This window comes from Sulfuricaulis limicola (assembly GCF_002355735.1).
GTDB classification, from domain to species: Bacteria; Pseudomonadota; Gammaproteobacteria; order Acidiferrobacterales; family Sulfurifustaceae; genus Sulfuricaulis; species Sulfuricaulis limicola.
In genome coordinates this window covers 426,036-448,529 of sequence record NZ_AP014879.1, presented here as the reverse complement: position 1 = coordinate 448,529, position 22,494 = coordinate 426,036, and the positions used below count along the sequence as shown (strand labels likewise).

Here is a 22,494-nt window from a genome sequence, read left to right as displayed (position 1 = left end):
CATACCACAGTCAAATCACGACAAAAACCGTACACGGCAAGGGGCGGGAACCTTGGCGCAGTACCTCCTCGCTCTGACGTACATCGGGTGACGGGTTCGTGTTTTAATCTGCCGCATCATGCTGCTGCCTGCGCGCAAAATCATTGCCTGCCTGCTCTTCTGCGCGGCCGTCGCCGCACTGGCAGCGGAAACCCGGCATGCGACCGACCCGGAAACCGGAATTGAAACCTGGGAAACCACCGCGCACGGCGTCAGCCTGCGGCTGACCCAGATCCTGCCGGACCAGGTGCGCGGGTTCTACCAGGCGCGCGGTTTCGATGCCGCTTCGGTCGAGCGGCTCGCGACCGGGGCTTGCGTCTTCCAGACCGTTCTGCGCAACGATTCCGCCCCGGGCACGATTGAATTCAGTCTCGCCGACTGGCGCAGCGTCAGCGCCGGGGGTGAACGACCGCTGAAACTCGAGGCAGACTGGCAGAAGGAGTGGGGGCAACGCGGCGTTCCGCTGGCGGCGCGCACGGCGTTCCGTTACGCGCTTTACCCCACCCAACACCGCTACGAGGTCGGCGACTGGAACATGGGCATGACCACTTACGCCCTGCCGCTTGGCAGCCGCTTCGATCTGCGTTTCGTGTGGAGCGAAGGGGACAAGCGCCGCGAAGTGATGCTCTCCGGCGTGCGCTGCGCCGCGGAAACATCCCCATGACAATGGTGGCTCGTGTGTTCCTGGTATTTGCCCTGACGCTGCTGGCGCATTCCGCGCTGGCCGCGGCGCCGGCGCAAACCATGACGCCCGTCGCGGACCGGCCGACGGCAGCGGATTTCGCGTTGAAGGATATCGACGGCAAGCTGCGTCGGCTCTCCGAGAGCCGCGGCAAGGTGGTGCTGGTGAATTTCTGGGCCACCTGGTGCCCGCCGTGCCGCCGCGAAATGCCCTCGATGCAACGCGCCTGGACACAACTCAAGAGCGAAAATTTTGAAATGCTCGCCATCAACGTTGGCGAGGACGAAGACACCATTTTCGGCTTCACGTTCTCGACCGGAGTGGAGCTGACCTTCCCGATCCTGCTGGACCGTGACGCGCAGGTCATCAAGGCCTGGCCCGTCATCGCCCTGCCGACGAGCTTCGTCGTGGACCCGCAGGGAAGGATCGTCTATCGCGCCGTGGGCGGACGCGAATGGGACGATCCGGAACTGCTGAAAAAAATCCGCGAACTGCTGCCCCGGAAATAAACCATGTCTAACGGTCGCTTGCCCCGCCGAGCCCGTAACGCTTGAGCTTGCGGTACAGCGTGCGCTCGCTGATACCCATGGCCGCGGCGACCGGTCGCCGCTGTCCCTCAAAACGCGTGAGCAGGTCCGCCATGTAACGCGATTCCACTTCGCGCATGCTGAGCGGCTGTTTGCCCGCAGGTAGCGGCGCCGGAGACGGAATTTTCCATCCGCCGTTACCGCCCGGCACCGGGCTGGCGTCATGATCGAACACCAGACCCACCGCCGTGATCGCGCCGTTGTTGGCACCGCACATGGCCGAGGCGCGATGCAGGATATTGCGCAGCTCGCGCACGTTGCCGGGGAAATCGTAATTCGTCAGTTTTTCCATGGCCTCGCCGGTCAGGTAGCAGTGCGAACGGTTGGCCTGATTGAGGCGACTGAGCAAGGCCTCGGCCAGCACCGGGATGTCGCTACGGCGCTCGCGCAAGGGCGGCAGATCGACGTTGATGCAGGCCATGCGATAGTACAGGTCCTCGCGAAAATCCCCGCGCTCCACCATGCTGCGGATATGGCGGTTGGTGGCGGCGATGACGCGCACGTCGGCGCGCAACACCTCGCGTCCGCCCACGCGCCGGAACTCGCCGGTCTCGAGCACGCGCAACAGCTTCGCCTGCATGGCCGCCGACAGTTCGCCGACTTCATCGAGGAACAGCGTGCCGCCGTCGGCGAGCTCGAACAGTCCGCGCTGGCGGCCGGCACAACCGGTGAAGGAACCGCGCTCGTGCCCGAAGATTTCGCTTTCAAACAGTGATTCGGCGATCGAGGCGCAATCCACCGCCATGAACGGGCCTTTCTTGCGCGGACTGTGCTGATGCACATAGTGCGCCGCCAGTTCCTTGCCGACGCCGGATTCGCCGTAGAGCAGCACGTTGGCGTTGCTGTCGGCGGCGCGCGTGAGATGCTCGATCGCATGCAGGAAGGCCGGCGCGCGGCCGATCATGCGCATCTCGTCGCAATCGAGTTCTTCCGGACTCGTCAGGCGGAAAATCGACTCGCCCAGGAGCTTGCCGCCGTCGGGCCGGGGAATGATGTAGCCCTTGATTTGCACGTGTTCCGCCCGGCCGATGGCGTCGTAGTGGGAGTGCAAGGACTGGCACGGGCGGTTGTTCTGGAACACCTCGCGGTGCGGGCAATCCTCGCCATGCTGCCAGCAGGGGGAGTCGCGGTGGTGCGAGACTTCATAACAATGTTTTCCGATGATCTGGCTCGGCTCCACGCCATAGGCGGCCTGGTAGGCGCCGTTGGCGGCGACCACCCGGTAGTTTTCATCGATCAGGACAAACGGGTTGTCATGGGTATTAATCAGCGACTGAAAGGTGGAAAAAATATCCGACGACATGCTTCCTCCATAAATGACGCGCACTGCCATACTGTCAGCCGAATTGGCTGATCATGACGCCAATGTCATGTCATGGCGACATCGTGTCAATGACCTGAGTCAGGGAAGCGTTTTCCCGGAAAAATACAATGACCGGCAAACTGGTACAGCGATTTCCGTTAACTCCTCCAACGGATTGGGCGTGGTGCGCACCACGCCTTTTTTTGCGTCCCTGTATCAGTTTTGCCTGCCGGACCGGTGTCCGTTAAAGTGGGCGCGCCACCATGCCCAGCCCGCCATCGTGATCCCCGCAACGCCCGGATCGGGACGCAGCAAACTGCCGCGCACCGTCGTCATCGTCGGACTGGTCAGTCTGCTCAACGACTTCGCCAGCGAAATGGTGGTGCCGCTGATTCCGCTGCTGCTCGCCACCGCGCTGGCCGCCGGCCCGGTGGCGCTGGGGCTGATCGAAGGCGTGGCCGATACCGTCTCCAACCTGCTCAAGCTCTGGGCCGGGCGGCATTCCGATCTCTACGGGCGGCGCCGCAAACCCTATGTCGTGTTCGGCTACCTGCTGTCGAACCTGGCACGTCCCTTCATCGGAATTTCCGGCAGCTGGCTCACCGTGCTCTCGATCCGCGTCACCGACCGCATCGGCAAGGGCGTGCGCACCGCGCCGCGCGACGCGCTGATCTCGGATGCCATCGACGACGGCATCGCCGGCCGCGCCTACGGCTTCACGCGCGCGCTTGATCATGCCGGCGCCGTGCTCGGCGCGCTGGCCGCGGCGGCGATCGTTTACTGGGGCAACGCGCGTCTCGACGTCGTGATTGCGCTGTCCGCCATTCCCGGCCTGCTGGCGGTCGGTCTCTTTGCCTTCGGCATCCGGGAAACGCCGCGTCCGGTCGTTCTGCCCGCCGAGCGGGCGCCGCTGCGCTGGACCCGGCTGAGTCCGGTTTCACGGCGCTATCTCCTGGTACTGGCGTTTTTCACGCTCGGAAAAATTCCCGAGACCTTCCTGCTGCTGCGCGGCCATGAGTTGGGCATGCCGGTGGTGGAACTGCTGCTGCTGTGGGCGGCGATGCACGTCGTCAAGGCCGCCATCGCCGAGCAGGCCGGCAGCCACACCGATCGCGTCGGCCGCCGGCCGCTGATCCTGACCGGCTGGATGGTCTATGCCGTCACGCTGTTCGCGCTCGCCTTCGTGACCCAGCCATTGATGCTCTGGGCCTGGAGCCTGGCACTCGGATTCTATTTCGGGCTCACCGAGGGCGCCGAGCGCGCATTGGTGCGCGACCTGGCCGCGCCGGTCGAGCGTGGCACCGCCTTTGGCTGGTTTCACATGCTGGTGGGAACCGCCGCCATTCCCGCCGGTCTGTTGCTGGGTGGGCTCTGGTCCCTCTACGGCGTCAAAATCGCGTTTCTCGTTTCCAGCGGCCTGGCCTGCCTCGCCACGATCGGTTTCTGGCAATGGCTGGGGATCAAACCGGTAAAATAACGCCTCCGGAATCCGGATATACAGACAAACCCTGAAAGGAACCCATGTCGCCACGCTCTTGCTTCACGCTCGTCACTCTTTTGATCACGCTGCTGCCGATGGTACCCGTCGCACAGGCCGAAACTTCCGCGGAAATCGCCACCATCACCAACGCCGCGGAGCGCGGCAACCAGGGGGCGCAACTGCTGCTCGGACTGATATATCGCGAAGGCCGCGGCGTGCCGCGCGATGCGCGCAAGGCGTTCTACTGGATCGACAAATCGGCGCATGAACGCCAGCCCTATTCCCAGCTCGTGCTCGGACAGATGTATGCCGCGGGCGAAGGCACCGCGCGCGACCCGAAGCAGGCGCTGGCGTGGTGGCGGAAAGCCGCGGAACAGAATCAGCCGCAGGCCCAGCTGGCGCTGGGCGAGGCGTATTTCTACGGGAAAGGCACCGCGCAGGATTTCCGCGAAGCGGAGCGCTGGCTGGGCAAGGCCGCCGACCAGGGCGTGGCGCAGGCGCAGTATCTGCTGGGCAAGATGTATCAGCAGGGCCATGGCGTACCACAAGACCTCGAGCGCGGCCGGGATTGGCTTTCGCGCGCCGCGGCCCAGGGACACTCCGACGCGATCAAGCTGCTGCACTTCTTCGCCGACGTCGGCAAGGACACCATGGGTGTTTACGAAGCCTCGCGCGAACAATTGATGAATCGCGCGGAACAGGGCGACGTCGAGGCGCAGTATCAGCTCGCGCTTCGCTATGAAACGGGAGCCTGGGGCGTGCGCCGGCATCCCGAACAGGCGCTGCGCTGGTTTAACCGGGCGGCGGAAAAAGGCTACAAACCGGCGATGCGCAGCCTCGCGGATATCTACGAGAAGGGCCTGCTGGGCGAAAAACCGGACGCGAAACGCGCCGCGCAGTGGCGTCAGCGTGCGGAGGAAAACTAGAAGCCATCTCAAAACCGTCGCGAGCGGCCGTCAGCCGGGGGAGACCGGAGCGCAGGAACCGGAGTGTACGCGGCAGTACATGAGGATTCCGAGCACCGCTCGACCCCGGATCACGGACGCGCAGCAGGTTTTGAGATGGCTTCTAGTCTTCCTGCTGCGGCAGGTGATCAAGGTGATTCAGGATCATGAGCAGGCCGACGGTCGCGATCAGCATCCACACCGGGCCGAACAGCCATAAAACGAGCGGCACGGAAAAATAATAAGTGCGCATGCCGATGCCGTAATAAGCCGACGCGCGGTTGAGATGCAACGCCACCTTGACCGGCGTAACACCGTGATTGCCGGTATCCTTGGGCACGTTGATCAGAAAACCGACGTGGTTGTAGCCGCGCACCGCGAGCGAGAAGCTGAAGAACGCCACGAAGAAATCCACCAGGATCAGCATCAGCTTGAAGATCCAGATGCCGGGCTCGTGCGAACCGGTCGGGTTCAGCACGTGCAGCGCGGGGCCGATCTTGTCGGCGTTGGCCAGCATGTTGAGAATGCCGAGGATGAGAATCACCGCCGTGGACGCCATGAGCGTCGCGGCCATGGTGGAGTTGCGCAGCGTCTGCACCGCCATGACGTCCCGGTCTTCGCGCATGACGCGCTCGACCCAGGCCGTGCGCGCCAGCGCGTTCATGCCCGACACCGTGCGCGTGGGGCTCTGGCGGCTGCGCCGTACCAGCCGCATCTGATAACCGCCAAGAATCAGCACGCAGACCACGAACACCGTCATGTCGACGATGTAACGCCAGTTGGTTTGGATGAACGCAGAAATGGTATTCATGCTCGCCTGCCGAACAGGCGCGCGCATCATAGCAAAATCATGGAAGACTTGGTATGCAATCCGGCGGTCCGGCGCCCTAATCCCGCTCGCTGATTTTCCAGAATTTTTGCATGGTCAAGTAGGTGAATGACGCCGACCAGCCGATCAGCAACAAGCCGTTCAACGCCTCAATTCCGGTGATCAGGCGCAACGGTCCCAGAGGATAGATGTCGCCCAAACCGATCGAGGTATAGGCCTCGGCCGAAAAATACAAGTAGGAGGGAAAACGATCGGAAAACTGGCCGCCGAAAGTTCCCAGATCGAAATGGTCCCGGAGATAGAAATAGGCCAGCGCGTAATAACCGATCTGCAACACGTGGCCCGAGAAGGTGCCAAACAAAACCGCCAGCAGCCTGGCCCGGGGCCGTATCCTGATCCGCGGTACATAGGCGGATAACAGCCTCAACACTTCATAATGCGTGAACGTGCTCAGAATGACCAGCAAGGCAGCAAAGAGGGAGGCAATGAACATATCTTGCCCGCTACGACCTGACGAAAGCGAATTAGTTGCGATTCACGGATTATTTTCCGGTCTCGGCGCGCCTGGCGGCATTGGCGGCAACGGGTTTGCCGCGCTTCGTGCGTCGCTGACGGTTCCCATTTCCCCGCATTTCACATAAGCTCCGCGGTCCCATGACCGCCATCCTCCCCTCGCTGCGCCTGAACAAGAACGAAGACCGTCGCCTGCGCGCCGGACATGTCTGGGTGTTCAGCAACGAGGTGGACACGAAGCTGACGCCGCTCACGCAATTCGAGCCGGGCCAGGCGGTGCTGATCGAGTCAGCCGGCGGGCAGGTGATCGGCTCCGGCTACGTCAACCCGCACGCGCTCATTTGCGCGCGGCTGGTGTCGCGCGATCCGAAATATATCCTCGATCAATCGCTGCTCACGCACCGGCTCAACATCGCCCTGTCATTGCGGGAAAGACTGTTCGACGCGCCCTATTACCGCCTCGCCTTCGGCGACAGCGACGGCCTGCCGGGACTGGTGGTGGACCGCTATGGCGATATCCTGGTGGCGCAGATCACCACCGCCGGCATGGAAAAACTGAAAACCGAAATCGTGGCGGCGCTGCAAAAGGTCGTCCGCCCCGGCGCCATCCTGTTTCGCAACGACACTTCCACGCGCGAGCTGGAAGGATTGACGAGCTACGTCGAAACCGCGCTGGGTGAAGCGCCGGAATCCATTACGCTCGAGGAAAACGGCGTTAAATTCGCCGTGCCGCTGCTGACCGGCCAGAAAACCGGCTGGTTCTACGACCAGCGCCCGAACCGCGCGCGCTTCCGCCACTATATAAAAGGCCAGCGCGTGCTGGACGTATTCAGCTATCTCGGCGCCTGGGGCGTGCAGGCCGCGGCGGCCGGCGCCGAATCCGTCACCTGCGTGGACAGCTCGCCCAAGGCGGTCGAGGCCATCCAGCATAACGCTGAGTTGAACGGTGTCGCCGCCAAAGTCACGGCCGAGCGTGAGGATGCCTTCGAGATGCTGCGCCGTCTGCGCGCCGCGCGCGAGCGCTTCGACGTGGTGGTGATCGACCCGCCGGCCTTCATCAAGCGCAAGAAGGACATCAAGGAAGGAACCCAGGCCTACCAACGGCTGAACCAGATGGCGATGCAGGTATTGTCGAAGGACGGCGTCCTGGTGTCCTGCTCCTGCTCGTATCACCTGCACCGCGATGAGCTGCGCGACATCCTGCTCAAGAACAGCCGACATATCGACCGTTTCATGGAAATCATCGAGGAAGGCCACCAGGGGCCGGATCACCCGATGCATCCGGCGATTCCCGAAACCGGTTATCTCAAGGCGTTTTTTGTGAGGCTGCTGCCGAGTTAACATCCGCTTTAACCGGCGACGCGTTTCTTCGCGCCGTCCTGAATAAAGCGATGATCAGGCTTCATCACTCCTGGCCCGCCTGACCGCGACGAACGCGCCAATCCGCGCCGCCACGATGGAAGGCAGGCTCAGCACGACAAACACCACGATACCGAGCGGCAATAGATTGCCGGGGCCCTGGGTCAACAGCATCCAGAGAAACTGGGCCAGCAGCGGAACCACACCCCAGCGCCACGCCCGCCGCGGCTCGAGGAAGCCCAGCACCAGCGCCACGATGCAGACCACCGGCATGCCAACCGAGAAATACAGGCCGGAATCCCATGCCTCTACCCGCCCGGAAATAACAGACACCAAGACCCATGTCAGAACGCCACTCGCGGCCGCTACCAAATAAAACCATGCGTCTTTCTTCATGCGTATCACTTATTCATGGTCTGACGTGTCAGTTCAGCCGTCCGTGCAGGCGGGCGCAGCCTCGCCCGAACGGGTCGGCTGCAACGGATGGTTAGCAGTCTGCGTACGATCACTTCGTGGCCGCACCGACAAGGCACTCACCCGGTACCTCGAATCCTCCCGGCGATTCGAAGCTACGCATTGAGCCTTCTATTTCGTTCCACACGGACTCGCGTTCTTGAGGGGACAGGTGCGCCATCATGGCATTGAATGCACCGAAGGCTTCCCGGGCGACTTGCACGTATTCGGCGGCACTACCCATTCGATGGGGCACCGGCACAGCGCGAACCTCGGGGTTGGCAAATCCGGCTTGACGGAAGACGCCTTCAAGCGCTCCGGGGCCGCCAAGGCTGAACGGTCCGGGTTGGCCCGGGACGGGGGGCGGGAGTTGCGCGCGCCGGCGGATGATGGAAGCGGGCACCGCACCCCAACTGTTGCGATCGGGCGTGGAAAAGACAACGACGGCGACCCGACCGCCCGCTCTCAGAGCACGGCGCCACTCGCGTAGCGCGGTCACGGGGTGCGGCATATACATCAGACCCAGCCGACACAGCACCGCATCAAAGGAAGCGTCAGGGAGATCCAGTTTCTCGCCATCCATGGCGCGGGTCTCAATCTGCTCGAGTCCATGTTCACGGGCGACCTGGAGCGCAAGCTCAACGATCCCTTCCGAGATGTCGGTCGCCAGCACGTAACCGCCAGGGCCAACTCGTTTGGCGGCACTGACAGCCGGTTCACCCGCGCCGGCGGCGATGTCCAGGATGCGCTGACCCGGCTGAATCCGGGCCAGGTCGAGCATCTGGCGGGTCATTTCGCCATACCAACGATCCAGGGTGGGATTCCAGCGGCGCCATGCCGCGCCGTCCTTGTTCCATTGTTCTCGCTGCGCGTTCTTGTACTTCGCTGCGTCGAATGAGAGTTGCTGTTCGGCCACGAAAGTTCTCCTCCCGGTTAGACGTTGATGTTGCTTCGCGGTGCGGGAATCAGACTGCTAACGGCCCGCTTCACGGGCGGCGGCGCGTTAGCGACGCCGTCCCGTGGAAGCGGTGGTTAGATTGCATTGATCGTCGATTGGTCTTGTGGCCAATCGATTCCATGTTGGCATACTTCGCAGTACAAACCGTAAGTTGATGGGTACTGATAGGCGTCGTTTTCGAAGAACCCTAACCCTCGGTTTTTTGCCTCCGTTATTGTTGCACTCCGATTTAGCCCCTTACTTAGACCAACCACGAGTTTTGCCTTACTCCAACCATCACCCGCGCCTTCAATGATTACGCCCTTGGCAAGGAAGGCAATAAGTACCGGCTTCAAATGTTCGCATGGCGCCCAACTTTGCTTCGAAGCATGGTTTTTCCAATGTGGATCATCGGTCGCCACAGTAATTGTGTTACCGTCAAAGTTGTACTGCCAGTTATATTCAGGCATTTTAAGTTTATGCAATCTAACGTTAAATTGAGGAGCGCGCCGCTTTTGGCGCGTCTCTCTCGAATGACGGGTTAGGACGCATCCGCACTTGGAACTAGCCTCCTGTGAGGTATTCAGTCAGTTGCTCGCTGCCGTTCCTACAGTTGTCAACTGTGACGTAGACCGCATTGCCAAGAAAGTTGGTGCCCTCGACAGGTTGAGGCTTAGCCCTCTGCATTCGGACAACAACGCTCCCCCACCAAGCGCTTCGGTCAGTCGCCTCAACCTCCGGAGTGCGCTCTCGAAAGACCTTGCAGCAGTCCGGATTGTCGCGCAAGTACCGTGACACCGCCTTCTCGTTCCCCTCAACTCCAAGCACTCTGTGGTAGTGCCAAACAGCCGTCTCGATGAACTCTGCGTCAGACGTGCGCAATCCAGTGCGCTCACAAATGCCGTCAGATCTAGGAGGCGGCAGAAGCACTGCATAAGAAATAGCGAAGGCAATCACGATTCCTGTCGCGGACACTAAGGCCTTGTGCACGTCAGTGCGTCCTAACGACTTTTTGAGCCGCGCCGGGCACGAACAGAACCGTGAAGCGCCTGCGGCGTTTCACGGCGTCGGCTCGAAAAAATTGTTATGTGTCTACTGGCCATGACTGACTCGCAAGATTTTGCCGTCTTTCTTTGAAATCTCAGCTAGCGGCACTCCACCAACCATTTCCAAGGGAAGAGTACCTTCCACTACCCAAACATCTCCAACTAGACGTGCCTTAAATGGTTTCTTTTTGAAAATCCCATCGCCGTAGATCGGTAACCAAACAGCCTCGGCGATCTTTATTGCCGTTTCAGCATTTGGCACCAAGCCGTCTTTGGGGCTCACATTGTGTTTCGTTTCACCCGCGACTGAGACTGCAACAAGAGCCATCGCGCACAATAGCGGCAGAACGAAGCGAAAAGTTTTCATGATCTAGGGCACATAACGACAAAGCTGAAGCGCGCCGCTGATGCCGCGTGAAGGAACCGCAAAGCTTACCGGCGTCGCTTCAAGCGCCTTGTTGGGCGCAAGCTTATGACCAAGAAGCATCGAGCGCTCCACCCACCTCACGCGCAATATCAACAAGCACGTCGTAACACTCACCGCCGCACTCACCATTCACCATATCGACATTCCAATTGCGACCTAGCTGCCTCGCTTCTTCATCTGTGACGCGACCGACACGACGTACTTGACATTCTCGACAGTCACCTTCAAGTGCGGCTGATTCAGCAAGCGCCTTATTCAAGACGGCAACGATTTCTTCTGGCGAAACTACTCTCTTAGCTGCCATTGCTCTCTCCTATTCTGGCGCCCAACGGTCCGGGTGTGCGGCGCCGGCCACAAAAGTATCAGGAAACATGGCGCGCTGTCCCCCGGCGTCCGCACGAGCCGGTTGTTAGGCGTGACCATGGCTGGTTTTCCGATGATCTATGAATTGCCATGTTCTTGGACTGGCTTTGAACGCAGTGAGTTGAGTCTGTGACAACCCGAAAGACTCTTGAACATAACTTTCATCAACTTCTTCCGCTTCTTCCTCGGAGTTGCCTCTATAGTCTTGGGGAGAAGATCGAAGCTCAACGAAGGCACTTGTGCTCGGAACAAAAATGATGAGAGCGGACCAACCGTCGCGTACTCGACTGAACCCACCAACCAAATCAAATACTGCATCAAGGTCAAATTTCTTGATGTCGCCACATTTTGAGCGGTAGTCGCAGGGCATCATTTTTATTACGCCTAACGCTCCGGTTGAGCGGCCGGTTTACCCGGCGTCTTGCGCCGGGTAAACCGGTCCATCTCGAACCGGTTGTTAGGCTGATTCATGAGCACACATTTTCGCTTAATGCGAGACAAAACATTCTGGCCAAACGCAGGTTTTGATACGAGAAGGCGTTGTTTTGAATTTAACAGTCGGTATAGAGATGGGGCTGTCATTGACTTTGACACCTCTAATGACTAGCTCAAACGTTTCATCAAACCTCGGTGACTCCACGTCAAACTCGAAGTTAAAGCAACGATAATATGCTGCGGGAATGTCTGCCGTTACCGGAAGGTTCTTACGAGTGAGATCGAGGGATTCGTCATATTTCTCCCAGGGAACAAATCGTTTCAAAGGACTGATACTTTTCAAGTCTGCTATATAAAGATTGCCTGACATAATAAGATCCACATCGGCTCCATAAAAAGTGATGCTCACATATTTCGATGGGGTTGCGATCCCGGGACATATAGCGACAGGAAACCGGCTGCCATAAATATCACCCCGGCTTTCGTCCCTAGCCGGGCCAAACATGATATGTAACCCACCCATATCAATGGAGTTTTTAGACGATCTCCATAATGCTAAGTCGTTCCCCCATTCAATGGCGAAGTCCCGATCCTCTCGATAGATCATGCAACCACATAGAACGAGGCTTCCAAATACAAGCAACCAGATTTTTCGCCATATTTTTTGCATTCTGCATTCGTTAGCCTAACGCAGAGTTCACCGGCGCGCCGTCTTTGCGCGTCCGGTGGAACGACGTGTTAGCCGCGATTTCTCTGGAAGCTCTTCTCGGATAATTTGACGCAATAAGGCCGCAGTGACGGGTTGTTCGTTCTTTTCCAAGAAGGCTTTCAATGCTTCGTTCATCATCGTTTGATATCCAATACCGGCACGTTCGGCACGGGACCGGAATTCATCCAGTATGGAATCATTGATATAAATCGTAATACGAGTCTTGCCCTTTGCAGGAATCAGAGCGCCTCGTTTCCCTTTCGAAAAATCGTATTCAGTTCTCATAGCTTTTCACCTCATGTCGCGTGGCATGACGAGCCGATATGATTCGGATTTCCTCGTCACGAAGTGTGTAGATAACAACCAGGATTTCTCCAGCGCTGCCCATACCAACTGCAACAAACCGTTCTTCATCAATGGAGTCCGGTTCCAGCCGATGGATCGCCAGCGGGTCATAAAACACACCTTCGGCGTCCGCAAAGGAAACCCCGTGCTTTCTCAGATTACTTACGGCTTTTGCAGGATCGTATTGGAAGCGCACTGATTCAGTATATGCACTATATGCATACACCGCAAGTAAATGGATTTTTGGCGGCTAACGCCGCGCTTGAGCGGCGCGCCGCTGTATGGCGCGTCCGCCTCGAAGCGCTTGTTGGGCATGAATGTTCATTGTTTGAGGATAGACGAAACAACAATACTGAGACCGAAGACAACCGCCACCACAACAAACGCGAGCGCTACTCGCAGCCACGAAAACTGTTTCGTTGAGATTTCTTTGCCGTGCTTCTCGGAGAAGAGCCACCCAAAAAACCCTTCACCCGCGACATAAGCGGGAGGACCAACTACAACTAGAAGAAACCACCCAAGATCGGTTTTCGGTAGGTCGGGCCACAGTTGCAGGATGAGCAGGGCCGCCACAACAAGCCAAACTGCCGCAAGGCCAAAAAGAAACTGAAGACGCTTGGTGGGTTTCTCTCGCTGCATTCTGGTTATGCCCAACTAAAAGTAGACGGCCTAAATGTCGCTTTACAAAACGACATAATACTGTATATTTATACAGTAGTTTATCATAACTGCCTCTTTTTATTGCTATTTGTTCATTCTAGTACGTAAATATTGAAAATAACAAACCCGACATGGAGGGGAACCATGCAACCACCCAAATTGCTTGATCAGGTGCGGGACCGGATTCGGCGTAAACACTACAGCTTGCGCACCGAATCAGCATACATCCATTGGATCAGACGGTTTATCTACTTCCACGACAAACGTCACCCCCGGGAACTGGGCGCACACGAGCTGGAAAAGTTCCTGACCCACCTCGCAGTCGTCGATCGGGTTTCCGCCTCCACCCAGAATCAGGCCATGAGCGCTCTGCTGTTTCTCTACAAGGAAGTGCTTGGACAGACCCTGCCCTGGCTCGACAACGTCGAGTCCGCCCGGCGGTCCAAGCGCCTGCCGGTGGTGCTGACACGGGAGGAAGTGAATGCCCTGCTTGCCCGCATTGAAGGAACCCCGGGGCTCATGCTCCGGCTCATTTACGGAACCGGCATGCGCATCATGGAGTGCCTGCGCCTGCGCGTGAAGGACGTGGATTTTGCCCGCGGCGAGATCGTCATCCGCGAGGGCAAGGGCGCCAAGGACCGCGTCACGATGCTGCCCGCCTCGCTGGTGGCGCCGCTCACCCACCACCTGGCACGGGTGAAACGGCTGCACGATTCCGACCTCCGGGCAGGCTACGGCGACGTCTACCTGCCCTTTGCCCTGGCGCGCAAATATCCGAATGCCGGGCGCGAGTGGGGGTGGCAATACGTGTTCCCCTCCAGCAGGTTATCGCTCGACCCGAGAAGCGGCATCACCCGGCGCTGGCATGCGCATGAGGCCAATGTTCAGCGGGCCATGCGCCAGGCCTTGCGCGATGCCGGGATTCACAAGCCCGCGACGCCGCATACGCTCAGGCATTCGTTCGCCACCCATCTGTTGCAGTCCGGTTATGACATCCGTACCGTGCAGGAATTGCTTGGTCACAACAATGTTTCGACAACCATGATCTATACCCATGTCCTGAATCGTGGCGGACGGGCTGTCCTCAGTCCGCTCGATAGCGACGCACCGCAAACCGGTACGTCACTGCCATTTCACGCGCGCGAGCTGCGCATCCCCTGGGGCGTTTCTGTTTCAGGCCATTCCGGCGGAATGTGAGATAGCCCGTGCTCGAACTCACCCGGCGTCAGCAGGAAATCCTCGACCTCATCCGCCGCCACATCGAAAAATCCGGCCTGCCGCCGACGCGCGCGGACATCTGCGCGGCACTCGGCTTCAAATCACCCAACGCCGCCGAATCCCATCTGCGCGCGCTCGAAGCCAAGGGCGTCATCGAAATGACGCCGGGGGCTTCGCGGGGGATAAGAATCGTGGCGCAAGGCGCGCAATCGCCGGAATTCTCGTTGCCGGTGGTGGGCCGGGTGGCGGCGGGCGCGCCGATCCTGGCCGTGGAATCCGTGGAGGATCATTACCGGATTGATCCGCGCCTGTTCAAGCCGCGCGCGGATTACCTGCTGCGCGTACGGGGAATGAGCATGCGCGATGCGGGGATACTCGACGGCGATCTGCTGGCTGTGCACAAAACCCGGCGCGCGGAAAGTGGCGACATCGTGGTGGCGCGGGTGAACGACGAGGAAGTCACGGTCAAACGCTTCCACCAGCGCAGCGCCTATCTCATCCGCCTGCTCCCCGAGAATCCTGATTTCAATCCGATCGAGATCGACCTGCGCGCAGACACACTTGCAATTGAGGGTCTTGGTGTCGGCGTACTGCGCGAGCGCATGTAGGCCCGCGTCTCACCTGAAAAGATATTCAATCCGGGACGTGCTGACCGGGATCGCCCGGCATCAATCCGCCAGCCCCGCATAAACGTTCTGCACATCGTCGTCGGCATCCACTTCCTCCAGGAACGCCTCGACCTCGGCACGCTCGGTGGCGCCCAGCGTCACCGGATTTTTCGGGCGGTAGCCGAGCTGGGCGGACTGCACGGTGAATCCCTGCGCCGGCAGGGCGCGGGATACCGCGTCCAGATCGGACGGCGCGGTGAGAAACAGCGTGGCGCCGTTTTCGGCCGGCTCCAGGTCGCTGGCGCCGGCCTCGATGGCGGCAGTCTCCGCGTCCGCGCCGGCGGCGGCCGGGGTGGCTTCGATCATCCCGAGATAGTCAAAATCCCAGGCCACCGAACCCGAGTTGCCGAGCTGCCCCTTGCGAAACAGGATGCGGATGTTGGTAACGGTGCGGTTCACGTTGTCGGTCAGGCATTCGACGATCACCGGCACGCGGTGCGGGGCGAAGCCTTCGTAGATGACTTTCTCGAAGGTCACGCCGTCGTCCAGCAGCCCGGCGCCCTTCTTGATGGCGCGCTCGATGGTGTCCTTGGGCATGGACGCCTTCTTGGCCTGGTCAATCGACATGCGCAGCTTGGAGTTCATCTCCGGATCGGCGCCGGCGCGCGCCGCCACCATGATTTCCTTCGCCAACTTGGTGAAGATGCGGCCCTTGGCAGCGGCCGTCGTTTCCTTGATCTTGGTTTTCCACTGCGCACCCATGCTTACGTCCTCTTATTCCGCTAACAAAGATATTGCCGTTTCAGCCGTCTGTTTATCGATATCCAATTGTACTACGCAGTACTCGCTTTCCTCGTTGACCGGCGTGGGGTCGTCAGCACAGGCGCAACCAGTGAGGATGCCGGAATAGAAGATGCCGGCCTTCACGCGGATGATGCCCGCGTCCTCGGAGGTGCTGATGAGCATCGCCTTGTGCCCGGCCAGGGCATAACTGCCGGTTTTCAGCCCCTGCTGCAAGGGCAGCTGCGCCCCATCCAGCTGCTCGATTTCCTGCTTGAGGGCGCCCTCGAACTCCGGGGTGCCCCAGGCGTTCAAGGCTTTGGTCAGACGAATCATGCCGCTATCCTGACCCGTCGGGCGGCGATCTTCAAGCAGGCGGGTTTCATGCCACGGGAGGAAATCCGCCGCGGCCGGGGTCACACAAAAAAGAAAGGGAAACCGGGTCGGGGCCCTAGGTCCTGGACGACGGAAAAATCCTGACATCCTTCATGACCTTGAGCTTGTTGCTCACGCCCTTCACGCCCGCGACCTGCGACACCACCTCGGTGATGGCGTGCTGCTCGTCGGGGCTGGCGGCGATGCCCTCGAGCCTGACCTTGCCATTGTCCGCGCTGATCGAGATCTTGACGTCGGCGGTCCGGGGGCTGGCGCGCAGGGCCGCGCGTGTGTGGTATTCGAGCGTGAGGTTGGCGAGCTTGGCGCGCGATTCCGGCGTCTCCTCGAATTCGGGGCGCTTCAGCAGCGCCTTGATCATCTCGACGCAGGTCGCCACCGACAGGCGCTCGGTGTTGAGCGTGATGTCGTACTGCATGGGCTCGCCCCAGCCGACGCCGAACTGGTGCTGCATGTTGGCCCGGTGCGCCGCGTCGCTGTGGCGGATCTCCTCGGCCACCATGTCCTCGTCGTCGGTGCCGAGCGAATCCATGACCCACTTGAGACGCGTGGCGAACGGCGCGCCGACGCGCACGCACGGGATATGCGGGATCGGGCGCAGGATATGGGTCGCGCCCCAGCCACGGATGATGACGTTGCCCTTGGCCGCCAGGTCGAGGATTTCCTCGACCTTGAACAGCGCCAGGCTGGCCTCGTCCGTGCCCCAGCGCTCCAGCAGGCCGGACTTGCCCTCGAGGAAGCGCTGCAACGCACTCTTGCGCATGTGCATCTTCTGCGCCACGTGATCGATGATTTCGTGGCGCACAATCTCCAGCCCGAGTTCCTCGGCGAGCTTTTCGGCGACGAGCTTGCCCTGCGAGCCCATCTCCTGATTCATGGCGATTACCGGCATGGCTTTCTCCTCAGAACCGCTTAAGAAAAAGAATAGACAGGATTTCCTGTATCTAAAGAACCCATAACAAAAAGAGAAAATTAGACAGGATTCACAGGATTAACAAGATTTTTATTCGCAAATTATTTAATCCTGTAAATCCTGTTAATCCTGTCCATTTAATTCATTAAAGGTTTTATTCCACCGGACGCGCTTCGTCCAGGTCGTTGTCGCCGCGGCGCAGGCGCGCCAGCAGCTTCGTGATCACCGGCCAGAACAGCATCAGCATCGCCAGCGCGCAGATGCTGCCGACCAGGCCGTTGGACCAGAAAATCGACACCTCGCCGCGCGACAGCAGCATGGACTGGCGGAACGAGCTTTCCGCCATGTCGCCCAGCACCAGCGCCAGCACCAGCGGCGCCAGCGGGTAATCCAGTTTCTTGAACAGATAGCCCACGACGCCGAACACCAGCATCAGCGCCACGTCCAGCATGGCGTTGTGCACGGTATAGGCGCCGATGGCGCAGATCACGACTATTATGGGCGCGATGATGGAAAACGGCACGCGCAGGATCGCCGCCCACCACGGCACCGTGGTCAGCACGATGATCAGGCCGACGATGTTGCCGAGATACATGCTGGCGATCAGGCCCCACACGAAGTCCTTTTGCTCCACGAACAGCAGCGGACCCGGTTGCAGGCCCCAGATCAGCAGGCCGCCGAGCAGCACGGCGGCGGTGGGCGAGCCCGGGATGCCGAGCGTCAGCATCGGCAGCAGCGCGCTGGTGCCGGCGGCGTGCGCCGCGGTTTCCGGCGCCACCACGCCCTCCATCTCGCCGGTGCCGAATTTCTCGCCGGTCTTGGAGAAGCGCTTGGCGATGCCGTAGCTCATGAACGAGGCCGGCGTGGCGCCGCCCGGGGTGATGCCCATCCAGCAGCCGATCAGCGTGCCGCGCAAGGCCGTCATCCAGTATTTCGGCAGCTGCTTCCAGGTGTGCCACACCACGCGCGGGTTGATGCGCGCGTGCACGCCCTTGAACGCCAGTCCTTCCTCCATGGTGAGCAGGATCTCGCCGATGCCGAACAGGCCGATCACCGCGATCAGGAAGTCGAAGCCGCGCAGCAGTTCGGTGGTACCGAAGGTCATACGCAGGGTGCCGGTGACGGTGTCGAGGCCGACGGCGGCGAGCGCAAAGCCGAGCATCATGGCGGCGATGGTCTTGGCCGGATGACCCTTGCCGAGACCGACGAAGCTGCAGAAGGTGAGCAACTGCACCGCGAAAAATTCCGGTGGTCCGAACTTCAGGGAGAATTTCGCCACCAGCGGCGCCAGAAAGGTAATCACGATGACCGCGATCAGGGCGCCGATGAAAGACGAGGTGAAGGCGGCGGTCAGGGCCTCGCCAGCGCGGCCGGCCTTGGCCATCGGATGGCCGTCGAAGGTGGTCGCCACCGACCACGGCTCGCCCGGTATGTTGAACAAAATGGAAGTGATGGCGCCGCCGAACAGCGCGCCCCAGTAGATGCACGACAGCATGATGATGGCGCTGGTGGGCGGCATGGTGAAGGTGAGCGGCAGCAGGATCGCCACGCCGTTGGCGCCGCCGAGCCCGGGCAGCACACCGATCAGCACTCCCAGCAGGATGCCGACGAACATGAACAGCAGGTTGTGATACGTGAGCGCGACGCTGAAGCCCTGCATCAGGCTGCTGAATTCTTCCACGCTCGCTTCCCCTCCCCCTTGTTGCGGACGACGGTCGCTAATCCCCGTCATCCTGAGTAACACATGCCAGGGGCCTTCGCCCCCGGCGTCAGTAACCGATCAATGCCTCCAGCGGGCCCTTGGGTAGGGGCACCAGGAACCAGACCTCGAACAGCAGGAACATGGCCACCGGCACGCTCAGGCTGACCGGGACGATCCGGCTCCAGGCGAAGCGGCCATGCCAGTACATGAATACGCCGATGAACGCAGCGGAGGCGACGTAAATGCCGATGAACCAGGTCGCGGCCACGTAGATCACGGCCGGGACGAACACCGAAAGCACCAGCCGGAGTTTTTTATGGCTGACGAAGACGCCGGCGGCGGCCTTGCCGGAGAACAATGTCTGCCACAGGGTCCAGGCGCTGGCGAAACAGAGAATAATGCCGATGTAAAACGGGAAATAGCCGGCCTGCGGGCCGTCCTCGGCCCAGCCGGCGCCGACGCGGCGGCTGTCGTAAATCACCACCAGCCCGAGGGCGAGGGTCAGCAGCGCCACGACGATTTCCATCGTCTTCGTAGAAACGCCGCGATGGGCCCCGCTTTCGTGATGCCCGTCATCGCTCATCTTCTGGCTCCTCCGTCACATCCCGCGCCGGGACAAAAAACAGGGTGAAGACCTGACGACAATCTTCACCCTGTTCCATTTGTTGCTCGACGTCTTTACCAGCCGGTATTGTTACTGTGCGAGAAATCCGGCGTCCTTCATCAGCGTTTTATGAGTCGCCTCTGCCTTCTCCACCCAGCCGGCGTATTCCTTGCCGGTCATGAAGCTCTGGTTGAACGCGCCCTTCTCCATGAACTCCTTCCACTCCGGCAGCGCGCGCACCTGCTTGAACAGGTTGATGTAGTAATTCACCTGGTCCTGGCTGACGCCGCCGGGCATGAAAATGCCGCGCAGCATCAGGTAGTCCACTTTCACGCCGGACTCCATGCAGGTGGGAATGTCGCTCCAGGCCATGGTGTCGGTGACCTTTTCCTTGTACGGCATGCGCTTGTCGTCGAACACGCACAGCGGACGCAGCTTGCCGGCGCGCCAGTGGGCCACGGCCTCGATCGGATTGTTCACGCTGGAATTCACGTGACCGCCGACCAGCTGCACGGCGACGTCACCGCCGCCCTTGAATGGAACGTAGGTGAATTTCTTGCCGGTGAACTTGTCGAGCGCGACCGTGATGATCTGGTCTTCCTGCTTCGAGCCGGTGCCGGCCATCTTGAACTGGTTGTCGCCGCCGGCCTTCACCGCGTCAAGATATTCCTTGGCGGTCTTGTACGGCGCTTCGGCGTTGACCCACAGCACGAACTCGTCGAGCGCCAGCATCGACACCGGCGTCAGCTCCTTCCAGTTGAACGGAATGCCGGTCGCCAGCGGCGTGGTGAACAGGTTGCTCAGGGTGATGATGATCTTGTGCGGATCGCCGTTGTGTTCCTTGACGTAAAGAAAACCCTCGCCGCCCGCGCCGCCCGACTTGTTGACCACCACCATCGGCTGCTTCATCAGGTTGTGCTTGGTGACCATGCCCTGGATGAAGCGCGCCATCTGGTCAGCGCCGCCGCCGGTGCCGGCGGGAATGACGAACTCCACCGGTTTGGTCGGCTCCCAGCCCGCGGCTGCTGCCGGAGCCAGCAGGCCCAGCGTGGCCGCGGCGGCGACGCACGTCCTGGCCAAGGTGCTGCATAAGATACCTGTGGTATTGGTTTGCATTATGCCTCCTGTCCTTGTTGCGGTTATTTCTGTCGTTTTGCGTCGCCGGCGACACCGCGATTTCCCGCGGCATTTGTCGATTCAGACAGCATTGCCTGACGGCGGGATCCCGGTGTGATGCACGCCTCCGGCTATCGACTGACGCGAAGATGAACGATTTTGGAATGTCCGGTGGTCCCGTGACTCAATGTAACGGGAGAAGTCGGGCAACTCAAGAACCTTGAGCACCCAATGAAACGCTTTTTTATATGGTGAAAACGATGAGGGGAGCGGCGCGGGTCAGACCCGCACCGTCCGGCGAAAGGGATGCAACAGGCAGCACGCGAGCGACAGACTCAGGCCGGAGACTTTGCGTCCAAGGCAGACGCCGTGGCAGACGGTATCCATCAGATATTCACGCAGAACCAGCCACGCACCCCAGCCAAGTCCGACGAGACTGGCGATCTGGCCCAGATAAAACAGATTGTCCAACAGCAGTTTCATGTTCGTTCCGTGATACTTGAAAAGATGTGAATGAGTACTTTAGCCATTACTTATATAGACCATATTTGACTGCGTTTATATGCGGTCTGAAAGGGGGTGCCACAAGGCCGGCAGGGTAATCTGGCAACTGACTGATTATGCGCGGTTTCCCGGCCTCCGGGAGCAAGGATACGGCCCGGAAACGGGGATAACACCGATCAGATCACGATAAATGGTTTCTCAGCGCGGAGAGACGGAGGCGTCCAGCACCTCGATCCAGTGCCGCACCGGCAGCTTCGTCCCGCTCTGGATATGCGCGAGACAGCCGATGTTGGCCGTGGCGATGAGGTCGGGACCGCCTGATTCCAGGGCGCCGACCTTGTTGCGGAGCAGCCGCTGCGCAAGATCCTGCTGCAAGATGGAATAGGTTCCCGCCGAACCGCAGCAGAGATGACCGTCCGGCACGGCGACCAGGGTCAAACCGGCGCCGCGCAGGATTTTTTCCACGACGCCGTTCAGTTTCTGTCCGTGTTGCAGCGAACACGGGGCATGGAAAGCGACCTTCATTTCCGGTTGCGCGCCTGAAGACAGTTTCGAAAAATCCTCGCGCGCCAGAATTTCACTGATGTCTTTCGTTAATTCGGAAATTTTTTTGGCTTTGGTTGCGTACACGCGATCGCTTTTCAAGAACTGGCCGTACTCCTTCACGTGCACGCCGCAACCGCTCGCGGTCATGACGATGGCCTCGGCGCCGGATTCGACATGCGGCCACCAGGCGTCGATGTTGCGGCGCGCAAAGTCCAGGCCCTGGTCCACGCCGGAGGTATGGTGGCTGGCCGCGCCGCAGCAGCCGGCGCCGGAAGCGGCGACCAGACGGATGCCGAGCCGGTCGAGCACGCGCGCGGCGGCGGCATTGATGTTGGGCGCGATGGCGGGCTGGGCGCAACCTTCGAGTACCAGCATCGTGCGTGCATGCGCCGTCGCCGGCCACGGAGCCGCCGATTGGCGCGGCGGCACGGAACGCTTGAGAAAAGGCGGCAACAGCGGACGCACCAGCTGCCCCAGCCGCAACAACGGCGTGAAGCGTGCCGGATAGGGAATGACGGCCCGCAGCAACCAGCGTTTCAATTGATCGAAACGGCCGCGTTCCACTTTCTGCTCGACGAGGGTGCGGCCAATATCCAGCAACTTGTGATACTGCACGCCCGAGGGACAGGTGGTCTCGCAATTGCGGCAGGTGAGGCAGCGGTCCAGATGCGTCAGGGTGCTGCGCGTGACCGTGGCGCCTTCGAGCATCTGCTTGATCAGGTAAATGCGCCCGCGCGGACCGTCGAGCTCGTCGCCCAGCAGTTGGTAGGTTGGACAGGTGGCGTTGCACATGCCGCAGTGCACGCAGGTGCGCAGCACGGCATCGGCCTCGATGCCCTGCGGCGTGTCGCGGATGAAATCGGCCAGGGCGGTTTGCATGGTGCGCGCGGCGTGGGTGGCGTTGGCGGATGGCCGAACGATACCTAAATCATGATGGAAGTTCTATTTAAAAAAGAGATTAACCGCCAAGACGCCAAGGTCGCCAAGAAAAGCAGTTAT

At 60.3% G+C, this 22,494-nt stretch carries 27 protein-coding genes, 1 other RNA gene and 1 pseudogene; 7 read left to right on the top strand and 22 right to left on the bottom strand.

Annotated features, from left to right (window positions below; genetic code table 11):
• Positions 1–118 precede the first annotated feature (118 nt).
• Positions 119–703 (top strand): hypothetical protein, encoded by a 585-nt coding sequence (locus tag SCL_RS02245; protein ID WP_096359601.1) that lies wholly within the window; start codon positions 119–121, stop codon positions 701–703.
• A complete protein-coding gene (locus SCL_RS02240) occupies positions 700–1,230 on the top strand; it encodes a peroxiredoxin family protein (RefSeq protein ID WP_197702677.1) in 531 nt (176 codons plus the stop codon). Before SCL_RS02245 ends, SCL_RS02240 begins: the two co-directional genes overlap by 4 nt.
• 7 nt (positions 1,231–1,237) lie before the next feature.
• Here SCL_RS02240 and SCL_RS02235 read toward each other — a convergent pair whose 3' ends face one another.
• The gene (locus SCL_RS02235) at positions 1,238–2,611 is read right to left on the bottom strand and encodes a sigma-54 interaction domain-containing protein (protein ID WP_096359597.1); all 1,374 of its coding nucleotides are present in this window, start codon (positions 2,609–2,611) and stop codon (positions 1,238–1,240) included.
• 181 nt (positions 2,612–2,792) lie between these two features.
• Between SCL_RS02235 and SCL_RS02230 the strand changes: the two genes are divergently transcribed.
• Both SCL_RS02230 and SCL_RS02225 read left to right on the top strand, forming a co-directional pair.
• Positions 2,793–4,088, top strand: coding sequence for an MFS transporter (locus SCL_RS02230; protein WP_197702676.1), 1,296 nt, complete (start codon positions 2,793–2,795; stop codon positions 4,086–4,088).
• A 44-nt stretch (positions 4,089–4,132) separates the two neighbouring features.
• On the top strand, positions 4,133–5,017 hold the full coding sequence (locus SCL_RS02225; RefSeq protein ID WP_096359595.1) for a tetratricopeptide repeat protein: 885 nt from the start codon (positions 4,133–4,135) through the stop codon (positions 5,015–5,017).
• Positions 5,018–5,022: 5 nt separating this feature from the next.
• Here the strand turns inward: SCL_RS02225 and SCL_RS02220 are convergent.
• From SCL_RS02220 to SCL_RS02210, 3 genes are all read right to left on the bottom strand, one after another.
• Positions 5,023–5,098, bottom strand: a non-coding RNA gene (locus SCL_RS02220) — sX9 sRNA.
• 61 nt (positions 5,099–5,159) lie between these two features.
• On the bottom strand, positions 5,160–5,846 hold the full coding sequence (locus tag SCL_RS02215; protein WP_172425886.1) for a DUF599 domain-containing protein: 687 nt from the start codon (positions 5,844–5,846) through the stop codon (positions 5,160–5,162).
• Positions 5,847–5,922: 76 nt separating this feature from the next.
• Positions 5,923–6,357: an ion channel gene (locus SCL_RS02210; RefSeq protein ID WP_096359591.1), complete on the bottom strand. Its 435-nt coding sequence runs from the start codon at positions 6,355–6,357 to the stop codon at positions 5,923–5,925.
• 161 nt (positions 6,358–6,518) lie between these two features.
• Between SCL_RS02210 and SCL_RS02205 the strand changes: the two genes are divergently transcribed.
• Positions 6,519–7,718 carry a class I SAM-dependent rRNA methyltransferase gene (locus tag SCL_RS02205; protein ID WP_096359589.1) on the top strand — a complete coding sequence of 400 codons (1,200 nt, stop codon included), beginning with the start codon at positions 6,519–6,521 and terminating at the stop codon, positions 7,716–7,718.
• Positions 7,719–7,772: 54 nt separating this feature from the next.
• On the opposite strand, the gene SCL_RS02200 is transcribed toward SCL_RS02205, so the two are convergent.
• From SCL_RS02200 to SCL_RS02170, 10 genes are all read right to left on the bottom strand, one after another.
• Positions 7,773–8,132, bottom strand: a complete 360-nt coding sequence (locus SCL_RS02200) for a hypothetical protein (RefSeq protein ID WP_148664953.1) — start codon at positions 8,130–8,132, stop codon at positions 7,773–7,775.
• 109 nt (positions 8,133–8,241) lie between these two features.
• Complete coding sequence (locus tag SCL_RS02195) at positions 8,242–9,105, bottom strand: class I SAM-dependent methyltransferase (protein ID WP_096359585.1); 864 nt, start codon at positions 9,103–9,105, stop codon at positions 8,242–8,244.
• Positions 9,106–9,221: 116 nt separating this feature from the next.
• A complete protein-coding gene (locus SCL_RS13930) occupies positions 9,222–9,596 on the bottom strand; it encodes a hypothetical protein (RefSeq protein WP_148664952.1) in 375 nt (124 codons plus the stop codon).
• A 622-nt stretch (positions 9,597–10,218) separates the two neighbouring features.
• On the bottom strand, positions 10,219–10,539 hold the full coding sequence (locus SCL_RS02185; RefSeq protein WP_096359581.1) for a YbbC/YhhH family protein: 321 nt from the start codon (positions 10,537–10,539) through the stop codon (positions 10,219–10,221).
• A 103-nt stretch (positions 10,540–10,642) separates the two neighbouring features.
• On the bottom strand, positions 10,643–10,903 hold the full coding sequence (locus tag SCL_RS13925) for a hypothetical protein (protein WP_148664951.1): 261 nt from the start codon (positions 10,901–10,903) through the stop codon (positions 10,643–10,645).
• Positions 10,904–11,008: 105 nt separating this feature from the next.
• Entirely contained in the window at positions 11,009–11,335 is a 327-nt protein-coding gene (locus SCL_RS13920) for a hypothetical protein (RefSeq protein ID WP_148664950.1), read from the bottom strand.
• Between the two features lie 114 nt (positions 11,336–11,449).
• The gene (locus tag SCL_RS13915; protein WP_148664949.1) at positions 11,450–12,067 is read right to left on the bottom strand and encodes a hypothetical protein; all 618 of its coding nucleotides are present in this window, start codon (positions 12,065–12,067) and stop codon (positions 11,450–11,452) included.
• A gap of 27 nt (positions 12,068–12,094) precedes the next feature.
• Positions 12,095–12,391 carry a BrnA antitoxin family protein gene (locus tag SCL_RS02180; protein ID WP_096359579.1) on the bottom strand — a complete coding sequence of 99 codons (297 nt, stop codon included), beginning with the start codon at positions 12,389–12,391 and terminating at the stop codon, positions 12,095–12,097.
• A complete protein-coding gene (locus SCL_RS02175) occupies positions 12,381–12,647 on the bottom strand; it encodes a BrnT family toxin (RefSeq protein ID WP_096359577.1) in 267 nt (88 codons plus the stop codon). The genes SCL_RS02180 and SCL_RS02175 overlap by 11 nt, the downstream gene beginning before the upstream one ends.
• Positions 12,648–12,772: 125 nt before the next feature.
• Complete coding sequence (locus SCL_RS02170; protein ID WP_096359575.1) at positions 12,773–13,090, bottom strand: hypothetical protein; 318 nt, start codon at positions 13,088–13,090, stop codon at positions 12,773–12,775.
• Between the two features lie 165 nt (positions 13,091–13,255).
• On the opposite strand from SCL_RS02170, the pseudogene SCL_RS02165 reads away from it, so the two are divergent.
• Both SCL_RS02165 and lexA read left to right on the top strand, forming a co-directional pair.
• Positions 13,256–14,209: pseudogene (locus SCL_RS02165) on the top strand (integron integrase); the annotation flags it as partial.
• A 107-nt stretch (positions 14,210–14,316) separates the two neighbouring features.
• A complete protein-coding gene (gene lexA / locus SCL_RS02160; RefSeq protein ID WP_096359570.1) occupies positions 14,317–14,937 on the top strand; it encodes a transcriptional repressor LexA in 621 nt (206 codons plus the stop codon).
• Positions 14,938–14,997: 60 nt separating this feature from the next.
• Here lexA and SCL_RS02155 read toward each other — a convergent pair whose 3' ends face one another.
• The 8 genes from SCL_RS02155 to glcF all read right to left on the bottom strand — a co-directional run bounded on the left by SCL_RS02155 (position 14,998) and on the right by glcF (position 22,374).
• Positions 14,998–15,699, bottom strand: a complete 702-nt coding sequence (locus tag SCL_RS02155; protein WP_096359568.1) for a YebC/PmpR family DNA-binding transcriptional regulator — start codon at positions 15,697–15,699, stop codon at positions 14,998–15,000.
• 12 nt (positions 15,700–15,711) lie between these two features.
• The gene (locus SCL_RS02150) at positions 15,712–16,053 is read right to left on the bottom strand and encodes a hypothetical protein (protein ID WP_096359566.1); all 342 of its coding nucleotides are present in this window, start codon (positions 16,051–16,053) and stop codon (positions 15,712–15,714) included.
• Between the two features lie 115 nt (positions 16,054–16,168).
• Entirely contained in the window at positions 16,169–17,002 is an 834-nt protein-coding gene (locus SCL_RS02145) for a cytidylate kinase family protein (RefSeq protein ID WP_096359564.1), read from the bottom strand.
• 175 nt (positions 17,003–17,177) lie between these two features.
• The gene (locus SCL_RS02140) at positions 17,178–18,704 is read right to left on the bottom strand and encodes a tripartite tricarboxylate transporter permease (RefSeq protein ID WP_096359562.1); all 1,527 of its coding nucleotides are present in this window, start codon (positions 18,702–18,704) and stop codon (positions 17,178–17,180) included.
• An 88-nt stretch (positions 18,705–18,792) separates the two neighbouring features.
• The gene (locus SCL_RS02135; RefSeq protein WP_096359560.1) at positions 18,793–19,308 is read right to left on the bottom strand and encodes a tripartite tricarboxylate transporter TctB family protein; all 516 of its coding nucleotides are present in this window, start codon (positions 19,306–19,308) and stop codon (positions 18,793–18,795) included.
• Between the two features lie 111 nt (positions 19,309–19,419).
• Positions 19,420–20,445 carry a Bug family tripartite tricarboxylate transporter substrate binding protein gene (locus tag SCL_RS02130; RefSeq protein ID WP_096359558.1) on the bottom strand — a complete coding sequence of 342 codons (1,026 nt, stop codon included), beginning with the start codon at positions 20,443–20,445 and terminating at the stop codon, positions 19,420–19,422.
• A gap of 279 nt (positions 20,446–20,724) precedes the next feature.
• Positions 20,725–20,928: a hypothetical protein gene (locus SCL_RS02125; protein ID WP_096359556.1), complete on the bottom strand. Its 204-nt coding sequence runs from the start codon at positions 20,926–20,928 to the stop codon at positions 20,725–20,727.
• A gap of 219 nt (positions 20,929–21,147) precedes the next feature.
• Complete coding sequence (gene glcF, locus SCL_RS02120) at positions 21,148–22,374, bottom strand: glycolate oxidase subunit GlcF (protein ID WP_096359554.1); 1,227 nt, start codon at positions 22,372–22,374, stop codon at positions 21,148–21,150.
• Positions 22,375–22,494: the final 120 nt, after the last annotated feature.